This is a genomic window from Rhodococcus sp. NPDC060090, from assembly GCF_042729855.1.
In the GTDB taxonomy this organism is placed as follows: Bacteria; Actinomycetota; Actinomycetes; order Mycobacteriales; family Mycobacteriaceae; genus Rhodococcus.
In genome coordinates, this window is the sequence record NZ_JBHWXB010000005.1 from 133,691 (window position 1) to 151,619 (window position 17,929).

A 17,929-nucleotide genomic window follows, 5' to 3' on the forward strand; every position below is an offset into this window, starting at 1 on the left:
CGGCATCGTGGGCAGTGCGGATAGGTTGAGCGTGTGAGGAGCCAGCCACATGTGCTCGGGATAGTGCTCGCCGGCGGCGAGGGTAAGCGGCTGTATCCGTTGACCGCGGACCGCGCAAAGCCTGCGGTGCCGTTCGGTGGCGCCTACCGGCTGATCGATTTCGTGCTGAGCAACCTGGTCAACGCGGGATACCTGCGGATCTGTGTTCTGACGCAGTACAAGTCGCACTCGCTCGATCGGCACATCTCCCAGACCTGGCGATTGTCCGGCTTCACCGGTGAATACATCACCCCGGTGCCCGCGCAGCAGCGCCTGGGACCGCGCTGGTACACCGGGAGCGCCGACGCGATCCTGCAGTCGCTGAACCTGGTGTACGACGAGGACCCCGAATACATCGTGGTGTTCGGCGCCGACCACGTCTACCGGATGGATCCCGAGCAGATGGTGCGTCAGCACATCGAATCCGGCGCCGGTGTCACCGTCGCGGGTATCCGGGTTCCACGTAGCGAAGCGTTCGCGTTCGGATGCATCGACAGCGACGAGCAGGGCCGCATCACTCAGTTCCTCGAGAAGCCGGCGCACCCGCCCGGCACACCCGACGATCCCAACGTGACCTTCGCTTCCATGGGCAACTACGTCTTCACCACCAAGGTGCTGGTCGAGGCCCTACGGGCGGATTCGGAGAACTCGGACTCCGACCACGACATGGGCGGCGACATCATTCCCGCGCTCGTGGCGCAGGGTGTCGCGCACGTCTACGACTTCAACAACAACGTGGTGCCGGGAGCCACCGAACGCGACCGCGCCTACTGGCGCGATGTCGGAACACTCGACGCGTTCTACGACGCGCACATGGATCTGGTGTCGGTCCATCCCATCTTCAACCTGTACAACACGCGCTGGCCCATCCGAGGCGCCGCCGAGAACCTCCCGCCCGCGAAGTTCGTGCAGGGCGGTCTCGCGCAGGAATCGATCGTCGGGGCCGGAAGTATCCTGTCGGCCGCGACCGTCCGCAATTCTGTGCTCAGTTCCAACGTCATGGTCGAGCACGGCGCCACCGTCGAGGGCAGCGTGTTGATGCCCGGCGTGCGGATCGGCAAAGGCGCAGTGGTGCGCCACGCGATTCTCGACAAGAACGTCGTCGTCGGAGACGGCGAGATCATCGGAGTCGATCTCGAACGCGACCGTCAGCGCTTTGCGGTGAGCAATGGCGGAGTCGTCGCCATCGGTAAGGGTGTGTGGATCTAGCTGCACTGCCCGGGGACGTCGCTCAGCTCATGCGCACAGCGCACAGCAGACCGTCGCCGAGCGGCAGTACCACCGGCGCCAGCCGATCGTCCTGAGAGATGGCACGCGCGGCCTCACGAACGGCGAGCACCGTCGAATCCCGTGCGGCCGGGTCGGCGACCCGCCCGTCGAGCAGCGCGTTGTGCAACACGATGACCCCGCCGGGCCTGAGCAGTCGTACGCCCTCCCGGACGAAGTGCGGGTGGTCGGCGGGGGTGGCGTCGACGAAGACGAGGTCGTATCCGGAATCCGCGAGCCGTGGCAGGACGTCGAGTGCGCGGCCGTTGATCAGCCGAGTGCGGGAAGCGACCACCCCGCCGTCGCGGAACGCGATCTTCGCGGCCCGCTGGTGCTCGGGTTCGCTGTCGATGGTGGTGAGCACCCCGTCCTCGCGTAATCCGTGGAGCAACCACAGTCCGCTCACACCGGCGCCGGTGCCGATCTCGACGACGGTTCGCGCATCGAGCATGCGCGCGAACAGGGACAACGCTGCGCCCACGGACGGTGAAACGGGTTCGGCGCCGAGATCGAGGGCGCGTTCGCGCGCGTTGACGAGATCGTCGTCTTCGACGACGACATTCTCTGCGTGGGCCAGGATCCGGTCGGCATTGGTCTGCACCCCACTGAGGCTATCCTCGCGACCGCATCAACGCAGGCAGGCGCGCCCCAGAATCCGACGTTCGTGGTTTCTCAGCTGACTTTCAGGGTACTCATACGGCGTCCACATTGCCGTGGTGAACAGTGATGGTCGGATACGCAACAGACCGCAGGTTCGACGATCATCGGACGACGATCGGAAACGACGGAGCGGGCACACGGCGGGAAATAGAATCCCGCGCCCGAACGTTGAACACCGGGAGAATGTCGTTTTGATCAGCGGTCCCGAAGAGGAGGATCCACCGATCCACATGCAAAGATCCGACACCGTCCCCACCCTCGACGTGTTCACACCCGCCGATGCCGATGCCGATGCCGACATGAGCGGCACGGCGGTCTTCGATGCCACCGGTGATCGTGCTGCGATGCCGTCATGGGACGAGTTGGTCCGTGAGCACGGCGACCGCGTGTACCGGCTTGCCTACCGTCTTTCCGGCAATGCCCAGGATGCCGAAGATCTCACCCAGGACACGTTCATCCGGGTGTTCCGCTCATTGCAGGACTATCAGCCGGGCACGTTCGAGGGCTGGCTGCATCGAATCACGACGAATCTCTTCCTCGACATGGTGCGCCGACGAAATCGCATCCGGATGGAAGCGCTGCCGGAGGACTACGATCGGGTACCGGCCCAAGGGCCGAACCCCGAGGAGATCTACCACGACGCCCGCCTCGGTGCCGATCTGCAGTCCGCGTTGGACTCGTTGGCGCCGGAGTACCGTGCCGCGGTGGTGCTCTGTGACATCGAGGGACTCTCCTACGAGGAGATCGGTGCCACACTGGGGGTGAAGCTCGGGACGGTGCGCAGTCGCATCCACCGAGGCCGCCAGGCGCTGCGCGAGCACCTGCGTGAGCATGGGAAGGTCGAAGTCGGTCGCGTCGATGCGGGGTAGCCGCCGGGAGGATTTGATGACGATGGTGCAACCACCTCGCAGGTTCGGTTCCACGGAACACTTGGCCAGCGAAGCTGTTGCCGCATTCGTCGACGGGGAACTCCGGATGTCGGCGTATCTCCGCGCCGCACAGCACCTGTCCATCTGCCCCGAATGCGCGACCGAGGTCGAAGCGCAGGAACAGGCCAGCCGCGCCCTGCGGTCTGCGGCCCGTCAGGCTCCGCAGATGCCGTCCTCGCTGCTCGGTGCCCTGAGCAACATTCCCAGCCACCTCTGCGACAAGCCCCCCACCGACCCCACCCGCCCCCCGGGTGCGGGCGGACTTTTCGACGCAGCCGCCCAGGATCCGTGGAGCACACGTCGGTGGTCGATCCGCCGTCGTCGTTGACAGCGAGCGGGCGGTAGCAGCAGACGCGGTAGCAGCAGACACAGTGCCATCGGTGATACTGGGCTGCGTGACGGACCTACACGGGGGAGACGGACACGCGTGAGCGGCGATTCTGTGCAACCGACGGGCGGGCAACGGCCGGGCGGGCAACGGCCGGGTGTGCAACGGCCGGGGCGAGGTGACACTCATGCCGACGGCCTGCCCGACGCCGCTTCGGGCAGGCCCGACCGATCGTCCGGGGTGATCGAACGACCCGCCGACGCGCCGCGCCTCGAGCCGCGACCCGTGTATCGGCCCTCCGTCGATCCCTCCGCTGCTCGGGTCTTCGGCCGCCCCGCAGGTGCCGACGGTTCCTTCGGAGCGATCCCGCGAGACCGGAACCCGGATCCGCGGATTCAGCACGCGCCACCGCCCGACCCGATCTTCGCCGAGGCGTACGGGCGTCCCGACGACGCCGTCGACACGCTCCAGCGCCCACCCGGTGATGCCGGTGAGGAACCTGCCGAGACCATCGAACCCGACCCCTGGCGCGACCCGGACTCGGCCGTGCGACTCGGCCCGCCTGTCGCTGAGACCGTCGAACACGAGCTGCCGCCTGCCCGCAGACTTGCGCTCCGAGAAGTCCTCTTCGACCGCCGCGTCGAACCGCGCGCACTTGCGACCCTCGCTGCCGTTGCAGTCGTCATCGGAATGGTCGGGGGACTCGTCGTCGCGTTGGTGCTGTCCGAGGACGGGTCGTTGACCAGTCGCGGTGTGTCGCTGGCCCAGGTCGCGGCAGGCGAGGAAGCACCGACCGGCACGGTCGCGCAGGTGGCCGACGCCGTGCTGCCCGCGGTCGTGTCGATCCAGGTCACGCTCGGCCAGGATGCCGGAACCGGATCGGGCGTAGTGATCGACGGTGAGGGTTACATCGCCACCAACAATCACGTGGTGTCGATGGCCGCCAACAACCCCGAGGCCAACGTGCAGGTGACGTTCAACGACGGCACGAAGGTGCCTGCGTCGATCGTCGGGCGCGACATCAAGACCGACCTCGCGATCCTGAAGGTCGACGACGTCGACAATCTCGTCGTCGCCGAACTGGGCCGGTCGGAGGACGTCCAGGTGGGCGAAGACGTGGTGGCGGTGGGGTCACCGCTCGGCCTGAACAAGACCGTCACCCGCGGAATCGTCAGTGCGCTGCACCGGCCTATGCGGTTGAACGGGCAGGGCACCGACACCGACGCGGTCATCGATGCGGTGCAGACAGACGCGGCCATCAACCCTGGAAATTCGGGCGGGCCTCTCATCGACGCCGAGGGCCGGGTCATCGGTATCAACTCGGCGATCAAGTCGGAGACCGGCGGATCCGTGGGTCTGGGCTTCGCGATTCCGATCGATACCGTCACGGAGGTCGCGCAGGCTCTCATCAGCGACGGCGTGATGCATCATCCCGAGATCGGTGTGAATGCCCGAACCGTCGTCAACGACGTCGCCAGCGGCGCCGAAGTGGCCAACGTGCAACAGGGCAGCCCGGCGCAGAGTGCCGGCATCGTCGAGGGCGACGTGATCGTCAAGGTCGGCGATCGAGAGGTCACCAGTGCGGACGAGCTCGTCGTCGCAGTTCATCTGCAGGAGATGGACGAGCCGGTCACCGTGCAGCTGGTGAGGGAGGGTCGACTCGTCGACATCGAGGTCACGCCGGTATCGGACTGATCCCGATCAAGGATTGTGATATCCGCTGCAGGTACTGCAATTCTGCATCGACCACGTAGTCTGGTGCGGTGTTCGGCAACATCGGTTGGGGCGAGTTCATGGTCCTCCTCATCGCGGCCCTCGTGGTTCTCGGTCCGGAGAGACTTCCGGGTGCGGTGTCGTGGGTGACCAAGTCACTTCGTCAGGTGCGCGAGTACGCGTCGGGCGCCCGCCAGCAACTCAAGGACGAACTCGGGCCCGACTTCGAGGATCTGCAGAAACCCTTGTCCGACCTGAACCAGTTGCGGGGCATGACACCGAAGGCCGTCATCACCAAACATCTACTCGACGGCGACGACTCGATCCTCACGGGCAACTTCGACTCGCCGTCGACACCGTCGACCAACGGCACGGGCTCGTCCACCGGCCCGGCTTCGTCGCGGCCGAACATGTCGAAACCCCTCGCTCCGGGCGAGACCCCGCCGATCGATTTCGACGCGACGTAAGGCGCTCGCCCCGAGGAGGGGCTTCGTAGGGCAGCTCAGAGATTCCGGGTGGTGTCGATCCCCAGCGACATGCCCGCCAGACCGCGACGACGTACAGCGAGCTTCTCGGCGATCTCCCGCAGCGCGATGCCCGGTGGGGAATCGGGTGCACTGAGAACGATCGGAGTGCCCGCATCGCCGGATTCGCGGATGGCCGGGTCGAGAGGGATCTGCCCGAGCAGCGGCACGGGGGCACCCACGGCGCGGGAGAGCCGATCGGCGACGGCCTGGCCGCCACCCGTTCCGAAGATATCCATCTTCGTGCCGTCGGGCAGTTCGAGCCACGACATGTTCTCGACGACACCTGCGATGCGCTGACGGGTCTGCAACGCGATCGACCCGGCGCGCTCGGCGACCTCCGCGGCTGCCTGCTGCGGGGTGGTGACGACGAGGATCTCCGCATTGGGGACCAATTGCGCCACCGAGATCGCGACGTCGCCTGTGCCGGGCGGAAGGTCGAGCAGCAGCACGTCGAGATCGCCCCAGAACACATCGGCGAGGAACTGCTGCAGTGCCCGGTGAAGCATCGGGCCGCGCCACACCACCGGGGTGTTCCCCTCAGTGAACTGGGCGATGGAGATCATCTTCACTTCGTGTGCGACGGGCGGCATGATCATCCGCTCCACCTGGGTGGGCTTGGCCGACGTGCCGAGCATGCGCGGAATCGAGTGGCCGTAGATGTCGGCATCGAGCACACCCACCGACAGCCCGCGATCGGCCAGCGCAGCGGCGAGGTTGACAGTCACCGACGACTTACCGACACCACCCTTGCCGGAGGCCACGGCGTAGACGCGGGTGAGTGAACCGGGTTGTGCGAACGGGATGACGGGTTCGGCGGAATCGCCGCGGAGGGACTTGCGCAGGGCGGTGCGCTGCTCGTCGTTCATCACGTCGAGCGTCACCCGGATCTCACCTACTCCGGCGACGTCGGCTACGGCCTTGGTGACGCGATCGGTGATCTCGGTGCGCATCGGGCACCCGGCCGTCGTGAGGTACACCTCGATGTCGACGCTGCTGTCGTCGCGGATGTCGACGCTCTTGACCATTCCGAGATCCGTGATGGGCTTGCGGATCTCCGGATCCTGGACACGTGCGAGCGCGCTTCGGATTTCGGACTCGAGGACTGCCATGGTGACCATGGTAGGTGGCGGTGGGTCAGTGGATACTCGGCAGGTCGGCTGCGCTGGGTGAGATGCCCGTGGAGTACGCGGCAGACCAGGCAAGGACGTTCGCGACGTACGCCATCGAGTTGTTGTAGCGGTGGATGGCTTTCGTCGAATGCGCGAGGTTGCGCATGTCGAGGCCGCCGTCGCACAGGTACCGCGCGGTGGTCAGCGTCGAGTCGTAGAGGTTCTGCGGGTCGGCCTTGCCGTCGCCGTTGCCGTCGCCTGCGTACTGGGCCCACGTGGTGGGGATGAACTGCATCGGCCCGACGGCCCGGTCGTACACGGTGTCGCCGTCGAGGACGCCGCCGTCGGTGTCGGTGATCACGGCCTGGCCGGGAAGGCTGCCGTTGAGGGGGAGGCCGATGACGGGCTTGTGGAGGTTGCCGTCCTCGTAGGCCTGGCCTCCGTTGGCATGGCCGGATTCGACGCGGCCGATGCCTGCGAGCAGCGTCCAGTACATGCCGCAACCCGGGTTCTCCTCATTGAGGATCCGTTCGGCGTTGATGTAGGCGTCGAAGTTGATGCCGGGAATTCCGAGAGGACCTTCGTGCAGAACCTTGGGTTCGGGTTCCGGTTCGGGCGCGGCCTTCGGCGCAGGTGTGGCGGCGGGCTTCGGAGCGAGCATGACGTTCTGGGCGACAGCGATGGCCTGCGGGATGTCGACGGCGTTCACGGCTGCGGTGATGTCGTCGATCGGTGTCGCGGCTGCTGCGGGCTCGGCTTCCTGCTGGTGGATACCGAGGAGTGTGCGGGGCGATGCGCCCGCTGTGGTGGCGGCTGCAGCAACCAAGCCCACCGGCACCAATCCCGTCATGGCGATGACGGAATTGCGACGGAGCTTCGAATCCAATGGCTTAGCGTGCCGGCCCACTACTTACCTCCCTCGGGCATCATTCTCGAGATGCCTCCGTTATATGGCCGGGCCGACACTACAGGATTTGATGCGCTTCCGTTACTCAACCGTGATGTAACAAGGGTTTACGGATATCGAGGCGGAGCGTAGTCGCCGGTGGCGACGGGATTCGAAAACCCACGGTCGGGGCGCTGAGTGGCGCGCGATGCCTTTCGGGGAGGGTGAAAATGCTGTTACGTCGATGTGATCTTAGTAACAGAAAAGATGGGGTAAATGTCCGGCTCTCCGTCCGGAGTGCGGTGTCACTGCCCGCAGAGCGTGGGGACGAGACACGGGATTTCCGACAGTTCCGGAATTGTCATCATGGGCAGTTCCGGCGTGGGCGGGTCGGTCTGCTCGCGGGTGGGGCCGTCGGTCGTGTCCGGTGTGGCCGGAGCGGCCGCGTCCGCAGTGGGAATCGCGACAGCGGCAGGGATGGGCACAGCTGTCGGTGGCACCGCAGGGATCGCCGGGGAAACCTCCGCACCCTTCTTGTAGGCCGCCGACCACGTGCGCACATTCGCCAGGTACTCCGGTGAGGGGTTGAACATGGCAGCCACCCGGGTCTCACCTGCACCGTCTCGCGCGGAGGCGCCGTCTGCGCAGGCCCACGCCCCGGCGGTGAGGGTCGCGTCGAACACGTTCTGCGGATCCGTCACGCCGTCGACGTTTCCGTCCGAAGCGAATTGCTCCCACGCAGCAGCCGGAAGCTGCATCGGGCCGAGGCGGCCGTCGGGTGTCACCCGCGCCGCCGCGAGGGTGCCGAGGACGTCTGTGCGCCCGTTGTCGGCGTGATTCGATTCGACGCGTCCGATCGCTGCCAGGAGGTGCCACGGCAGCCCGCATTCCGGCGAATCGATCGCGAGCTGCATCTCGGCGGCGCGATACGCGTAGAACACGAGCTCCGGGATTGCGAGGGGTCCGTCGCCCAGAATGGCGAACCCGTCACCGGGCATCGCCGGCGGCGCCTGGGACAGCGGATCGCCCGGGGTCCCGGAGACTGCGGACGGGCTGCGCATCGCCTGTGGGGTCGCCGGCTCGGCGGGCAGGATGCCCACTTCCCGTACGGCGGCGGTAGGCGTGGGCGCGGGATCGACGGAAGCGCCGCTCGGCGCGGGCGCCGACGCTGTCGCAACGAAACCTGCTGCCGCGAGCAACGGAACAACCAGAGCCGCCTGCCACCGCACCCGAACACCCCACCTTCGAACCGAACGCACATCCACCTGTTGTGACGCACATTACAGAATGCGGTCGGGTTATGTGCAACCTGCCGTTGCGGCATCCGTCCTCTTCGACGCCCCGGTGTGTCAGCGCCTCGGTGGCTTCGCCTGTGCGGTACCCACGTCGTCGCCCTTGTCGGCTTCGGTGATCAAGGCCTTCAGATCGTCGAGTTCTCGTCGCAGATAGTCGCGTGTCGCGACTTCGCCGACCGCGAGTCGCAACGCGGCAAGCTCACGCGCGAGGAACTCGGTGTCGGCTTTCGTCTGTTCGGCGCGTGTCCGATCCTCCTCCAGCGACACACGGTCCCGGTTCTCCTGGCGGTTCTGGGCGAGCAGAATCAGCGGCGCCGCATACGCGGCCTGCGTCGAGAACGCAAGATTGAGCAGGATGAACGGATACGGATCCCACCGCAGACCGACCGCGAAGATGTTGAGTGCGATCCAGACGATCACCACGACCGTCTGAATCGTCAGATAACGGCCGGTACCGAGAAAACGGGCGATCGATTCGCTGACACGACCGACGGCTTCCACATCGAAGTTGACCCGGAATCGGGAAGTTCGGGGAGTCTCGAGCCGCTGTGAACCCAAGGAGTTGCGGTCACTCATCCTCTTCCTCCTCTTCACGCCAATCCTCGGGCAGCAGATGGTCGAGCACGTCGTCGACACTCACCGCACCGAGCAGATGCTGCTCGTCATCCACGACCGGACCGCACACCAGGTTGTACGTCGCGAAGTACCGAGTGACCGAAGCCAGGGAGTCCTCCGGATCGAGTCGCGGGAGATCATTGTCGATGATGCCTCCGACGAGGCTCGCCGGCGGTTCGCGAAGCAATCGTTGCAGATGAACGCAACCCAGATATCGGCCGGTCGGTGTCGCGGTCGGCGGCCGGACCACGAACACCATCGACGCCAGCGCCGGAGTGAGATCGGGATTGCGTGCTCGGGCGAGTGCCTCCGCGACCGTCGTCGCGGGAGTGAGCACCACCGGCTCCGGTGTCATCAGACCACCCGCCGTATCGGGAGAGTGCTCCAGGAGACGCCGCACCGGCTCGGAGTCTTCCGGGTCCATGCGTTGCAGAAACCATTCGGCGTCTGTCTCGGGCAGTTCGCCGAGCAGGTCGGCGACATCGTCCGGATCCATGGCTTCGAGCACGTCGACGGCGCGGTCGACCTCGAGGTGTTTGAGCAGATCGGTCTGGTCGTCCGCGGGCAACTCCTGCACGATGTCGGCGAGGCGCTCGTCGTCGAGCGCAGCGGCAACCTCGTTGCGGCGCTTGGCCGGGAGATCGCGCAGCACGTTCGCGACGTCGGCGGGACGCATATCCTCGAACTGCAGCAGCAACTGCGAGACACCCTGCCCCGGTAGTGCCAGGGCCTGCTGCGTCAGGCCGTGCACATGTGGCCATTCGACGACCTGCACGGGAGCGCGGCGGGAGAGCCGCCCGCGGTGTCGTCGTACCGCGACACGCGCGACCAGCCAGTCCCGGCTGCGAGTGAGTTCGATCCCGAGATCGACGACGGTGACGTCCGCCGCGTGGAGATCGGTGAGCTCCGGATCGTCGATCCGCACGCGGGAGTCCAGCACCTGCGCGAGCGCGAGCACCTCGGACGGGCGCTGAGTGAACCTGCGCAGACTGACATTGCCCGTGACGAGGGTGACCGAACCCGGCGCGATCGCCGTGACTCGCAGCATCGGGACGAAAATCCGCTTCCGGGTCGGAAGTTCCACGACCAGACCGAGAACACGCGGCTGCTGGCGGCCTATTCGGATGGTGAGCACGACGTCGCGGACACGACCGATCGATTCGCCGTCGGGGCCTAGCACGACCAGGCCGGCCAGCCTCGCTGCGAATACCTTGCTCACTGCTGCCATGATTGCCAGGCTAGAGCGTGCGCTCGTCGATCACGGAACACGGAGGTTCGGTCACCCCATGTCGTTCTCATTCAGGCCCAGACGGTCGGTACTCGCGGTTCCGGGTAGCAGTCGCAAGATGATCGACAAGGCGAAGGGCCTGCCCGCCGACGCGCTCTTCCTCGATCTCGAGGACGCCGTGTCGCCGCTCGCCAAGGAGCAGGCACGCACCACCATCGTCGAGGCACTGAACGAAGACGGTTGGGGCGATCAGCTCAAGGTCGTGCGCGTCAACGACTGGACCACCGATGCCACCTATCTCGATGTGTCCACCGTCGTCGGTGGCGCAGGCGCGCACCTCGACGCGATCCTGCTGCCCAAGGTGCCGGACGCAAGCCACGTGAAGGCGCTCGATCTGCTGCTCACCCAGGTGGAGAAGGCCCACGGACTCGAGGTCGGGCGGATCGGGATCGAACCGCAGATCGAGGACGCCCTCGGCCTGACGAACATCAACGAGATCGCGACAGCCAGCCCGCGCGTGCAGACCCTCGTGTTCGGCCCCGCCGATTTCATGGCCAGCATCAACATGCGCACCCTCGTGGTGGGGGAGCAGCCCGAGGGCTACGACCGCGGCGATGCCTACCACCACATCCTCATGACGATTCTCATGGCCGCGCGTGCCCACGGACTCCAAGCCATCGACGGCCCCTACCTGCAGATCCGCGACGTCGAGGCGTTCCGTCGGTCGGCGCAGCGCTCGGCAGCACTCGGATTCGACGGCAAGTGGGTGCTGCATCCCAGCCAGATCGATGCTGCCAATGAGGTGTTCAGCCCGCGCCAGGCGGATTACGACAAGGCGGAGATGATCCTCGACGCCTACGAGTGGCATACCTCCGCTGCGGGCGGCGCCCGCGGTGCCGCGATGCTCGGTGACGAGATGATCGACGAGGCCAGTCGCAAGATGGCGCTGGTCATCTCGGCGAAGGGTCGCGCCGCGGGCATGGCACGCACCACGTCGTTCGAGCCGCCGCAGTAGTCATCGCCGCCCGCGTTCCGATACCGGCAGAATGGACCGGAGACGTGGATCCGCGTCGGAGGAATCGAGACGCCGACGGCACACGAGAAGGAGCGAGAATGACGAATCCCATGGGGCCCGGACGACAGGCGCCGGGTCTTCCGGAACCGCCGAGCGGGTGGCCGGTCGGTTCCTACACGACGTACGCCGAAGCGCAACGCGCCGTCGACCACCTGTCCGACCAGAACTTCTCGGTCGAGGACGTCACGATCGTCGGTGTCGACCTCATGCAGGTCGAACGAGTCACAGGGCGGTTGACGTGGGCCAAGGTGATCGGCGGCGGCATCGTTTCCGGCGCGTGGCTGGGCCTGTTCTTCGGTCTGCTGCTCGGGATCTTCTCCACCGACTTCGTCGGTCCGCTCATCGTGGGCCTGGTCGGCGGCATCATCTTCGGGTTGATCTCGGCGACGATCCCCTACGCGGCGACGCGCGGGCAGCGCGACTTCTCGTCGACGATGCAGCTGGTCGCCGGCCGCTACGACGTGCTGTGCGAGCCGCGCAGCGCAGAGACGGCACGCGACCTGCTCGCCAAGCTGGCCCTGTAACCGCACTGCCTGCTCGCAGGCAGTGCAGGGTCACCCTCGGATGCCGGTGGCGTCGAGGTGCCGCAGTACCGCGACGACCCGCCGGTCGGAGTCGTCGCCGGCGTGCAGGCCGAGCTTGGCGAATATGTTCCGGATGTGTTTGTGGACTGCGTTCTCGGTGATGAACAACCGAGTCGCGATTGCGCCGTTGCCCAGCCCCTCGGCCATCACGGCGAGAACCTCGCGTTCGCGCACGGTCAGGTCGGCGAGCCGGTCGGCGGCGCGTTGCCGTGCGAAGAGCTGGGCAACCACTTCGGGATCGATCGCGGTGCCGCCGTCGGCGACGCGATGCAGCGCCTCGATGAAGGTGTCGACCCGCCCGACGCGTTCCTTGAGCAGGTATCCGGTGCGATGAGCACCGCCCGCGAGCAACTCGGTGGCGAAGCTCTGCTCCACGTACGCCGACAGCACCAGGACGGCGAGGTCGGGATGAGCAGCCCTGGCCGCAACGGCGGCCCGGATGCCTTCGTCGGTGTGAGTCGGTGGCATCCGGACATCGACGATCGCGACGTCGGGGCGATGCTGCTCCACGGCGCTCTGCAGTGCGTCCGGGTCGCCGACCCCGGCGACCACGTCGAGTCCCTCTCCTCGCAGCAACAGCACGAGCCCTTCCCGGAGCAACGCGTCGTCCTCGGCCACCACTATCCGCACGGGATCACCGCCGTCACCGTCGTCGGCCCACCGGCCGGGCTGTCCACCTGTAAGGTCCCATCGTGCGCCTCGACGCGTCCCCGGATCCCCGCGAGCCCGGAGCCCGGTCCGACGGCCGCACCCCCGGAGCCGTCGTCCCTCACCTCGACTACGAGTGTGTCTCCGTGTCGCTGCACCTGTACATCGGCTCGCTGTGCCCCGCTGTGTCGGGTGACGTTGGTGAGTGCTTCGGCCACTGCGTAGTAGGCGATGGCCTCGACGGCCACCGGGCATCGAGGAGAGACCTGTGTGTCCACCCGGGTCTCGACCGGGCATTGTGCGGCCAGCGCCGACAAGGCACCCGGCAAGCCCTCGGACTCCAGAACGGGCGGCAGAATGCTCCGCACCACCGAGCGCAGTTCCGCGAGGGCGACTTCAGCGCTCTGCTGGGCACGCTCGAGCAGCGGATCGGCGGTCGCGGGATTCCTGGCCAGGGCCTGGCGAGCTGCTCCGGTGAGCACGGCGACGGTCACGAGTCGATTCTGCGCGCCGTCGTGCAGCGCCCGCTCGATCCGGCGCAATTCGACGGTATGGGCGTCCAGGGCTGCCGCTCGTGTCGCTGTCAACTCGGCGACGCGTTCGGACAGGTCGACGTCCGGATGCGGGGACAACAACCGGATACCGGGGGCCACCTGCGCCCGGAGAAGCAACGGGGGCAACACGAACCACAGGATCGTCCAGCCGAGACCGGTGACGATCGCCCAGCGTGCATCGGTCCATGAGTCGACGGGTACCAGGCCACCGAGGATCGTCGCGCCACCCGGCGGAGCCAGCTGCCACCACAGCGGAACGCTGAGCTCCTCCACAGCATTCGAGAGCAGTTCCAATGGCAGCAGGCCGAGGACGAGACCGAACGTGGCGTGGATGCACAACCATGCGATGTCTCGCCGGGGCCCGGGGTCGGAGCGCAGGAACCGCCATGTCTCTCGCCACTCGGTGGGAATTCGACCGTACGGCGACGGGACAGGAGTTCCGATCGCGGCGAGCCGTCGTCGTTCCAGATCTGCGAGCCATCGGATGGCGGACAGCACCGGCGCGAGCAGAAACACTCCGACACCCACCAGACACAGCGCGGCGACCAGGATCAGGGCAAGCACGCAGAGGAGCGCCAGGGCAGCGGTGCCGGCTCCGATCACCAGCCATTTCGTCGCCACGGCCGCGTTCTTCGCCGCTGAAACTGCATTCTCGCGCAGTGTCGTTCGCCGAGCGTCGCTACCGGCAGCCAATGACCCTCCTCGGATCCTCACGTGGAGGTTGTTGATGTGCCGACGGTATGCCGTGTGCGCCTGAGCCGTCCATACGGGTGCGATGCTCGCAATGAAAAGTACAGCCTGCTGTACCGGAACCCGGTAGCCGTCGGGATGTCGGGACGACGCGGCCGCTCATAGCGTCGAGATCAGTGAACGACGGCCCCGCGAAGCGCTCGCGGCCTCGACCCCTGGAGGAGACATCGTGGACGACCCGTATGGCATCCGACCGAACCGTGGATCCGGACAACCTGAGCCGCTCTCGGCGGCGGACTCTCGGCCGGAGCCCCGCGACCGGGCGACCGGGGCACTGTGGGGCGCGCTTGCAGTTTTCGTCGGTCTGAATGCTGTGTTCTCGATCGCCAAGCCCGACGATGTGCTGTTCTCTCTGGTATTCGGGATTCCCGCTGTCCTTTGCCTCGCGATGCTGGCGGCGCGCTACCTGGGGCGGCGGCGCTCGTGAACAGCGTCGTCGCGCACACTGCTGTCGCACACACGCGGACCACCGTCGAGGGAAGATGCGTGACAGCCGCAATCAGATTGGAGAGCGTGACCAAAGTCTTTCGGCCCAAGGGAAATCGAGGAAGCGCACCCGCGCTCGACGAGGTGAGTCTGACCGTCCCCCGTGGCGCATTCCTCGCCGTCATGGGCCGGTCCGGTTCCGGGAAGAGCACTCTACTGCACTGCGCGGCCGGACTCGATGCGCCGACGCGCGGCAGGGTGTGGATCGGCGACACGGAGGTCGGTCGACTGCGGGAGACCGCCCGCACACGGCTTCGGCGTGAACGGGTGGGATTCGTGTTCCAGGCCTACAACCTGATCCCGTCCCTGACCGTCGAGGAGAACATCACCCTGCCGCTGCGCCTGGCAGAGAGACCCGGAGACAAGGCGTGGCTCGCCACGGTCGTCGATCGGGTCGGCCTGGGCGACTTCCTGTCTCGCGCACCCGGAGAACTTTCCGGTGGTCAGCAACAGCGGGTTGCGGTGGCCCGCGCACTCGCGACCCGCCCGGACGTCGTCTTCGCCGACGAACCCACGGGCGCGCTGGACCCCGCCACCGGCGACCGGATCCTTTCCCTCCTCGATGATCTCGTGCGCGACCTCGGACAGACCGTCGTGATGGTCACCCACGACCCCGCAGCTGCCGCCCGGGCACACGACGTCGTGGTGATGGCCGACGGGCGCATCGATCAGGTCCTGCGCGGTCCCGATGCGCGAATGCTGACCGCATTGCTGGGAGGACGAGCCGGATGACGGTGCGTTTGCCGGCTCGGGCCGGTGAAGTGCTCGCGGTGATGTGTGCGGTGGCGGTGGGCGCGGCCCTGGTCACGTTCTGCCTCGTCCTGGGCGAATCAGGCCTTCGTTCACAGGTGCCCACGGAGCGGTTCGCCGGCATCGACATGGTTGTCGCCGGCGACCAGAGCGTCCCGCAGGACGAAGATTTCGATCCGGTGCTGCCCGAGCAGGTCGGAGTTCCGGCAGATCTCGCCGGCGACCTGAGGGAGGTGCAGGGTGTGCGTGCGGTTGCGGCAGACCTGAGCTTCCCGGCGGCAGTCATCGACGGTCGCGGCAGCGTGCTGCCCGTGGACTCGGTCCGCGACAACGGGCACGGATGGAATTCTCTTCTCGGAACGGTCGACCTGACCGGCGACGTACCGAGCGGGCCCGCCGACGTCGTACTGGCCGCGGATGCAGCCGCCCGGGCCGGTGTCTCGGTCGGCGACGCGGTGGAGGTACTGCTCCGCGGACAAGTCCGGGACATGCGGGTCACCGGCATCGCAGATCTCGCGGGTGGCAGCGTCCTCGTCAGCGACACCTCGGCGCGCGAACTCTCCCGGAAGCCGGCAGACACTGCAGACCTGTTCACCGTCGTATTCGACGACGACGCCGATGCCGCCGCGATCACCGGCAGCATCGAGGAACTCGTCGCAGGACGGGGTTTCGTGGTCGCGACAGGCGGCGATATCGGCCGAGCCGAACGTCCGGCGGTGACGTCCGCGACCGGCATGCTGACGGCCGCAGCGCTCTCGGTCGGGGGAGTGGTGGTAGTACTTGTCGGATTCATCACCGCGGGAGCGGTTTCCGTCGGTGTGGCGAACCGGTCCCGGGAGATCGCATTGCTCCGTGCCGTGGGCGCGACACCGCGACAGATTCGGTCGATGACGGCCGGGCAGACGACGCGTGCGGCGTTCGGGGCTGTGATCGTGGGCATCATCGGTGGCTACGTGCTGGCTGCGGCAGCCACGAGGCCGTTGGCCGCGGTGGGGATGCTTGCGACCGGGCAGACACCGAGCTGGAGTGCCGGTCCGGCGCTGGGCGCCGGACTCCTGATGTTGGGCATGGTTCAGGTGGCGGCGCGTACGGGATCGCTGCGTATCTCCCGAATGCCGGGCACCGAGGCGATCCTCGAGACCGAGGTCGAACCCCGCAGCGGCAGTTCACTGCGGACCCGGGTGGGGTTCGTGGTGCTGGCGCTGTCTGCCGGATCTGCCGTCGTTCCACTGGCGATCCGAAGCGAGGACGCTCTCATCGGCACGGCGTCGGGAACGCTCCTGGCGATCATCGGCGTGGCGCTGATCGCCCCGGCGATGGTGGGTCGTGTCTGCGGTTGGGTCGCGCCGAGGACCGGTTCTGCGAGTGGCTGGCTGGCCGTGCGCAACTCGGGAAGCAATGCCCTTCGGACGGGTGGCACTATCAGCGTCCTCGCACTCGCGGTCGGACTGCTGACCACACAGATCTTCGCGGGCACCACCGCAAGCGCCACGGTGGATCACGAGGTGAGCGAAGGCGCAGTCGCGGATGTGCTCGTGTCCGCTCCCGCCGCAGGCGGTGTGTCGGTGTCGGCGCTCGCGGCGATCGAGCGCGCACCCTCGTCGACCGCGGCCGTCGCCGTGATCCGGTCCACCGCACTACGTCCGTTTCAGCAGGATGGCGGGGCCCGTGCCGAGGAATACCCGATGCTCGCTGTCGGTCCCGGCGTCGGACAGGTACTCGATCTCGCCGTCACCGACGGCAATCTGTCGGACCTCACCGGTGCGTCCGTAGCAATGGAATCGGCTGCGGCCAGGCTTGCCGGGGTCGACGTCGGCGACACCCTGCCGCTGATCTTGTCGGACGGGACCGAGGTGGAGCCGACGGTCGTCGCGACCTACGCCCGCGGCTTCGGATTCGGCAAGATCGTCGCGTCGTTGGATCTGCTTCCGCAGGGGCCGTCCGGGCTCTACGACGAGGTGCTCGTCGCCGGCGACCGCGCGGGGATCACGACCGAACTCGCGCCGCTTCTCGCGGGCTCGCCCGGGCTGAAGCTCGACGATGCCCGCACGGCCCTGGCGGGGCCGGCCGCACAAGATCCCTCACGCGTGCTCAACATCGGCGTCTCCCTCGTCCTGATGGGATACATCCTGCTCGGTGTCGCCAACCGTCTCGTGGCGAGCACGCTCCGACGTCGACGGGAATGGCAACTGCTGCGGGCCGTCGGGGCCACCCCGCGCCAACTCCACACGATGGCGTGGTCGGAAACCGCGCTCACCTGCCTCGTCGCAACCGTCATCGGACTGGCGATCTCACTCGGCCCGATGACGATCCTGGCCATCGGGTTCGTCGGAGAACCTCGGCCTCAGGGTCCGCTGTGGCCGGTGGTGGGGACGGTGCTTGTCACCTGCGCGGTCGCGCACCTGGCGACGACGCTGCCCGCACGCTATCTGCTGCAGGGATCGGGTGTGCCTGTGCCGGCAGGGTGATCGCCACTACGCTCGACCC

Annotated in this window: 18 protein-coding genes; 10 read left to right on the plus strand and 8 right to left on the minus strand. The window is 67.1% G+C overall.

What is annotated here, in order from left to right; all coding sequences use genetic code 11:
- Positions 1-33 precede the first annotated feature (33 nt).
- Positions 34-1,248: a glucose-1-phosphate adenylyltransferase gene (gene glgC / locus ACFWCF_RS08885; RefSeq protein WP_378488778.1), complete on the plus strand. Its 1,215-nt coding sequence runs from the start codon at positions 34-36 to the stop codon at positions 1,246-1,248.
- A gap of 22 nt (positions 1,249-1,270) precedes the next feature.
- Here glgC and ACFWCF_RS08890 read toward each other — a convergent pair whose 3' ends face one another.
- On the minus strand, positions 1,271-1,906 hold the full coding sequence (locus ACFWCF_RS08890) for an O-methyltransferase (protein WP_378559819.1): 636 nt from the start codon (positions 1,904-1,906) through the stop codon (positions 1,271-1,273).
- 289 nt (positions 1,907-2,195) lie between these two features.
- On the opposite strand from ACFWCF_RS08890, the gene sigE reads away from it, so the two are divergent.
- The 4 genes from sigE to tatB all read left to right on the plus strand — a co-directional run bounded on the left by sigE (position 2,196) and on the right by tatB (position 5,402).
- Positions 2,196-2,834 (plus strand): RNA polymerase sigma factor SigE, encoded by a 639-nt coding sequence (gene sigE / locus ACFWCF_RS08895; RefSeq protein WP_378559822.1) that lies wholly within the window; start codon positions 2,196-2,198, stop codon positions 2,832-2,834.
- Between the two features lie 16 nt (positions 2,835-2,850).
- Positions 2,851-3,222, plus strand: coding sequence for an anti-sigma factor family protein (locus tag ACFWCF_RS08900; RefSeq protein ID WP_378559825.1), 372 nt, complete (start codon positions 2,851-2,853; stop codon positions 3,220-3,222).
- Between the two features lie 198 nt (positions 3,223-3,420).
- The gene (locus tag ACFWCF_RS08905; protein ID WP_378560241.1) at positions 3,421-4,917 is read left to right on the plus strand and encodes a S1C family serine protease; all 1,497 of its coding nucleotides are present in this window, start codon (positions 3,421-3,423) and stop codon (positions 4,915-4,917) included.
- Between the two features lie 68 nt (positions 4,918-4,985).
- Positions 4,986-5,402: a Sec-independent protein translocase protein TatB gene (gene tatB, locus ACFWCF_RS08910; protein WP_378559828.1), complete on the plus strand. Its 417-nt coding sequence runs from the start codon at positions 4,986-4,988 to the stop codon at positions 5,400-5,402.
- A 35-nt stretch (positions 5,403-5,437) separates the two neighbouring features.
- Here tatB and ACFWCF_RS08915 read toward each other — a convergent pair whose 3' ends face one another.
- The 5 genes from ACFWCF_RS08915 to ACFWCF_RS08935 all read right to left on the minus strand — a co-directional run bounded on the left by ACFWCF_RS08915 (position 5,438) and on the right by ACFWCF_RS08935 (position 10,595).
- Entirely contained in the window at positions 5,438-6,571 is a 1,134-nt protein-coding gene (locus ACFWCF_RS08915) for an Mrp/NBP35 family ATP-binding protein (RefSeq protein ID WP_378559831.1), read from the minus strand.
- Between the two features lie 25 nt (positions 6,572-6,596).
- The gene (locus ACFWCF_RS08920) at positions 6,597-7,478 is read right to left on the minus strand and encodes a lytic transglycosylase domain-containing protein (RefSeq protein ID WP_378488783.1); all 882 of its coding nucleotides are present in this window, start codon (positions 7,476-7,478) and stop codon (positions 6,597-6,599) included.
- 284 nt (positions 7,479-7,762) lie between these two features.
- The gene (locus ACFWCF_RS08925) at positions 7,763-8,686 is read right to left on the minus strand and encodes a hypothetical protein (protein WP_378559835.1); all 924 of its coding nucleotides are present in this window, start codon (positions 8,684-8,686) and stop codon (positions 7,763-7,765) included.
- A 120-nt stretch (positions 8,687-8,806) separates the two neighbouring features.
- Complete coding sequence (locus ACFWCF_RS08930) at positions 8,807-9,328, minus strand: DUF1003 domain-containing protein (protein ID WP_378488785.1); 522 nt, start codon at positions 9,326-9,328, stop codon at positions 8,807-8,809.
- Entirely contained in the window at positions 9,321-10,595 is a 1,275-nt protein-coding gene (locus ACFWCF_RS08935) for a magnesium transporter MgtE N-terminal domain-containing protein (RefSeq protein WP_378488786.1), read from the minus strand. Before ACFWCF_RS08935 ends, ACFWCF_RS08930 begins: the two co-directional genes overlap by 8 nt.
- A 58-nt stretch (positions 10,596-10,653) precedes the next feature.
- Between ACFWCF_RS08935 and ACFWCF_RS08940 the strand changes: the two genes are divergently transcribed.
- Entirely contained in the window at positions 10,654-11,610 is a 957-nt protein-coding gene (locus ACFWCF_RS08940) for an HpcH/HpaI aldolase/citrate lyase family protein (RefSeq protein WP_378559838.1), read from the plus strand.
- Positions 11,611-11,708: 98 nt separating this feature from the next.
- On the plus strand, positions 11,709-12,194 hold the full coding sequence (locus ACFWCF_RS08945) for a general stress protein (protein WP_378488788.1): 486 nt from the start codon (positions 11,709-11,711) through the stop codon (positions 12,192-12,194).
- 30 nt (positions 12,195-12,224) lie between these two features.
- Here ACFWCF_RS08945 and ACFWCF_RS08950 read toward each other — a convergent pair whose 3' ends face one another.
- Together ACFWCF_RS08950 and ACFWCF_RS08955 are read right to left on the minus strand one after the other, a co-directional pair.
- On the minus strand, positions 12,225-12,884 hold the full coding sequence (locus ACFWCF_RS08950; protein ID WP_378488789.1) for a response regulator: 660 nt from the start codon (positions 12,882-12,884) through the stop codon (positions 12,225-12,227).
- Positions 12,875-14,149 (minus strand): sensor histidine kinase, encoded by a 1,275-nt coding sequence (locus tag ACFWCF_RS08955; protein WP_378559841.1) that lies wholly within the window; start codon positions 14,147-14,149, stop codon positions 12,875-12,877. The genes ACFWCF_RS08950 and ACFWCF_RS08955 overlap by 10 nt, the downstream gene beginning before the upstream one ends.
- 226 nt (positions 14,150-14,375) lie before the next feature.
- On the opposite strand from ACFWCF_RS08955, the gene ACFWCF_RS08960 reads away from it, so the two are divergent.
- From ACFWCF_RS08960 to ACFWCF_RS08970, 3 genes are all read left to right on the plus strand, one after another.
- Positions 14,376-14,633 (plus strand): hypothetical protein, encoded by a 258-nt coding sequence (locus ACFWCF_RS08960; RefSeq protein WP_378559844.1) that lies wholly within the window; start codon positions 14,376-14,378, stop codon positions 14,631-14,633.
- 86 nt (positions 14,634-14,719) lie between these two features.
- Positions 14,720-15,424: an ABC transporter ATP-binding protein gene (locus ACFWCF_RS08965; RefSeq protein ID WP_378559847.1), complete on the plus strand. Its 705-nt coding sequence runs from the start codon at positions 14,720-14,722 to the stop codon at positions 15,422-15,424.
- Positions 15,421-17,910 (plus strand): FtsX-like permease family protein, encoded by a 2,490-nt coding sequence (locus tag ACFWCF_RS08970; RefSeq protein ID WP_378559850.1) that lies wholly within the window; start codon positions 15,421-15,423, stop codon positions 17,908-17,910. The genes ACFWCF_RS08965 and ACFWCF_RS08970 overlap by 4 nt, the downstream gene beginning before the upstream one ends.
- Positions 17,911-17,929 lie beyond the last annotated feature (19 nt).

What these genes read in the sequence shown, in the direction of transcription:
- ACFWCF_RS08940 (WP_378559838.1), top strand. Translation starts at nt 10,654, where the DNA reads ATGTCGTTCTCATTCAGGCCCAGACGGTCGGTACTCGCGGTTCCGGGT.
- ACFWCF_RS08935 (WP_378488786.1), bottom strand. Translation starts at nt 10,595, where the DNA reads ATGGCAGCAGTGAGCAAGGTATTCGCAGCGAGGCTGGCCGGCCTGGTC.
- ACFWCF_RS08970 (WP_378559850.1), top strand. Translation starts at nt 15,421, where the DNA reads ATGACGGTGCGTTTGCCGGCTCGGGCCGGTGAAGTGCTCGCGGTGATG.
- ACFWCF_RS08930 (WP_378488785.1), bottom strand. Translation starts at nt 9,328, where the DNA reads ATGAGTGACCGCAACTCCTTGGGTTCACAGCGGCTCGAGACTCCCCGA.
- ACFWCF_RS08915 (WP_378559831.1), bottom strand. Translation starts at nt 6,571, where the DNA reads ATGGCAGTCCTCGAGTCCGAAATCCGAAGCGCGCTCGCACGTGTCCAG.
- ACFWCF_RS08945 (WP_378488788.1), top strand. Translation starts at nt 11,709, where the DNA reads ATGACGAATCCCATGGGGCCCGGACGACAGGCGCCGGGTCTTCCGGAA.
- sigE (WP_378559822.1), top strand. Translation starts at nt 2,196, where the DNA reads ATGCAAAGATCCGACACCGTCCCCACCCTCGACGTGTTCACACCCGCC.
- ACFWCF_RS08900 (WP_378559825.1), top strand. Translation starts at nt 2,851, where the DNA reads ATGACGATGGTGCAACCACCTCGCAGGTTCGGTTCCACGGAACACTTG.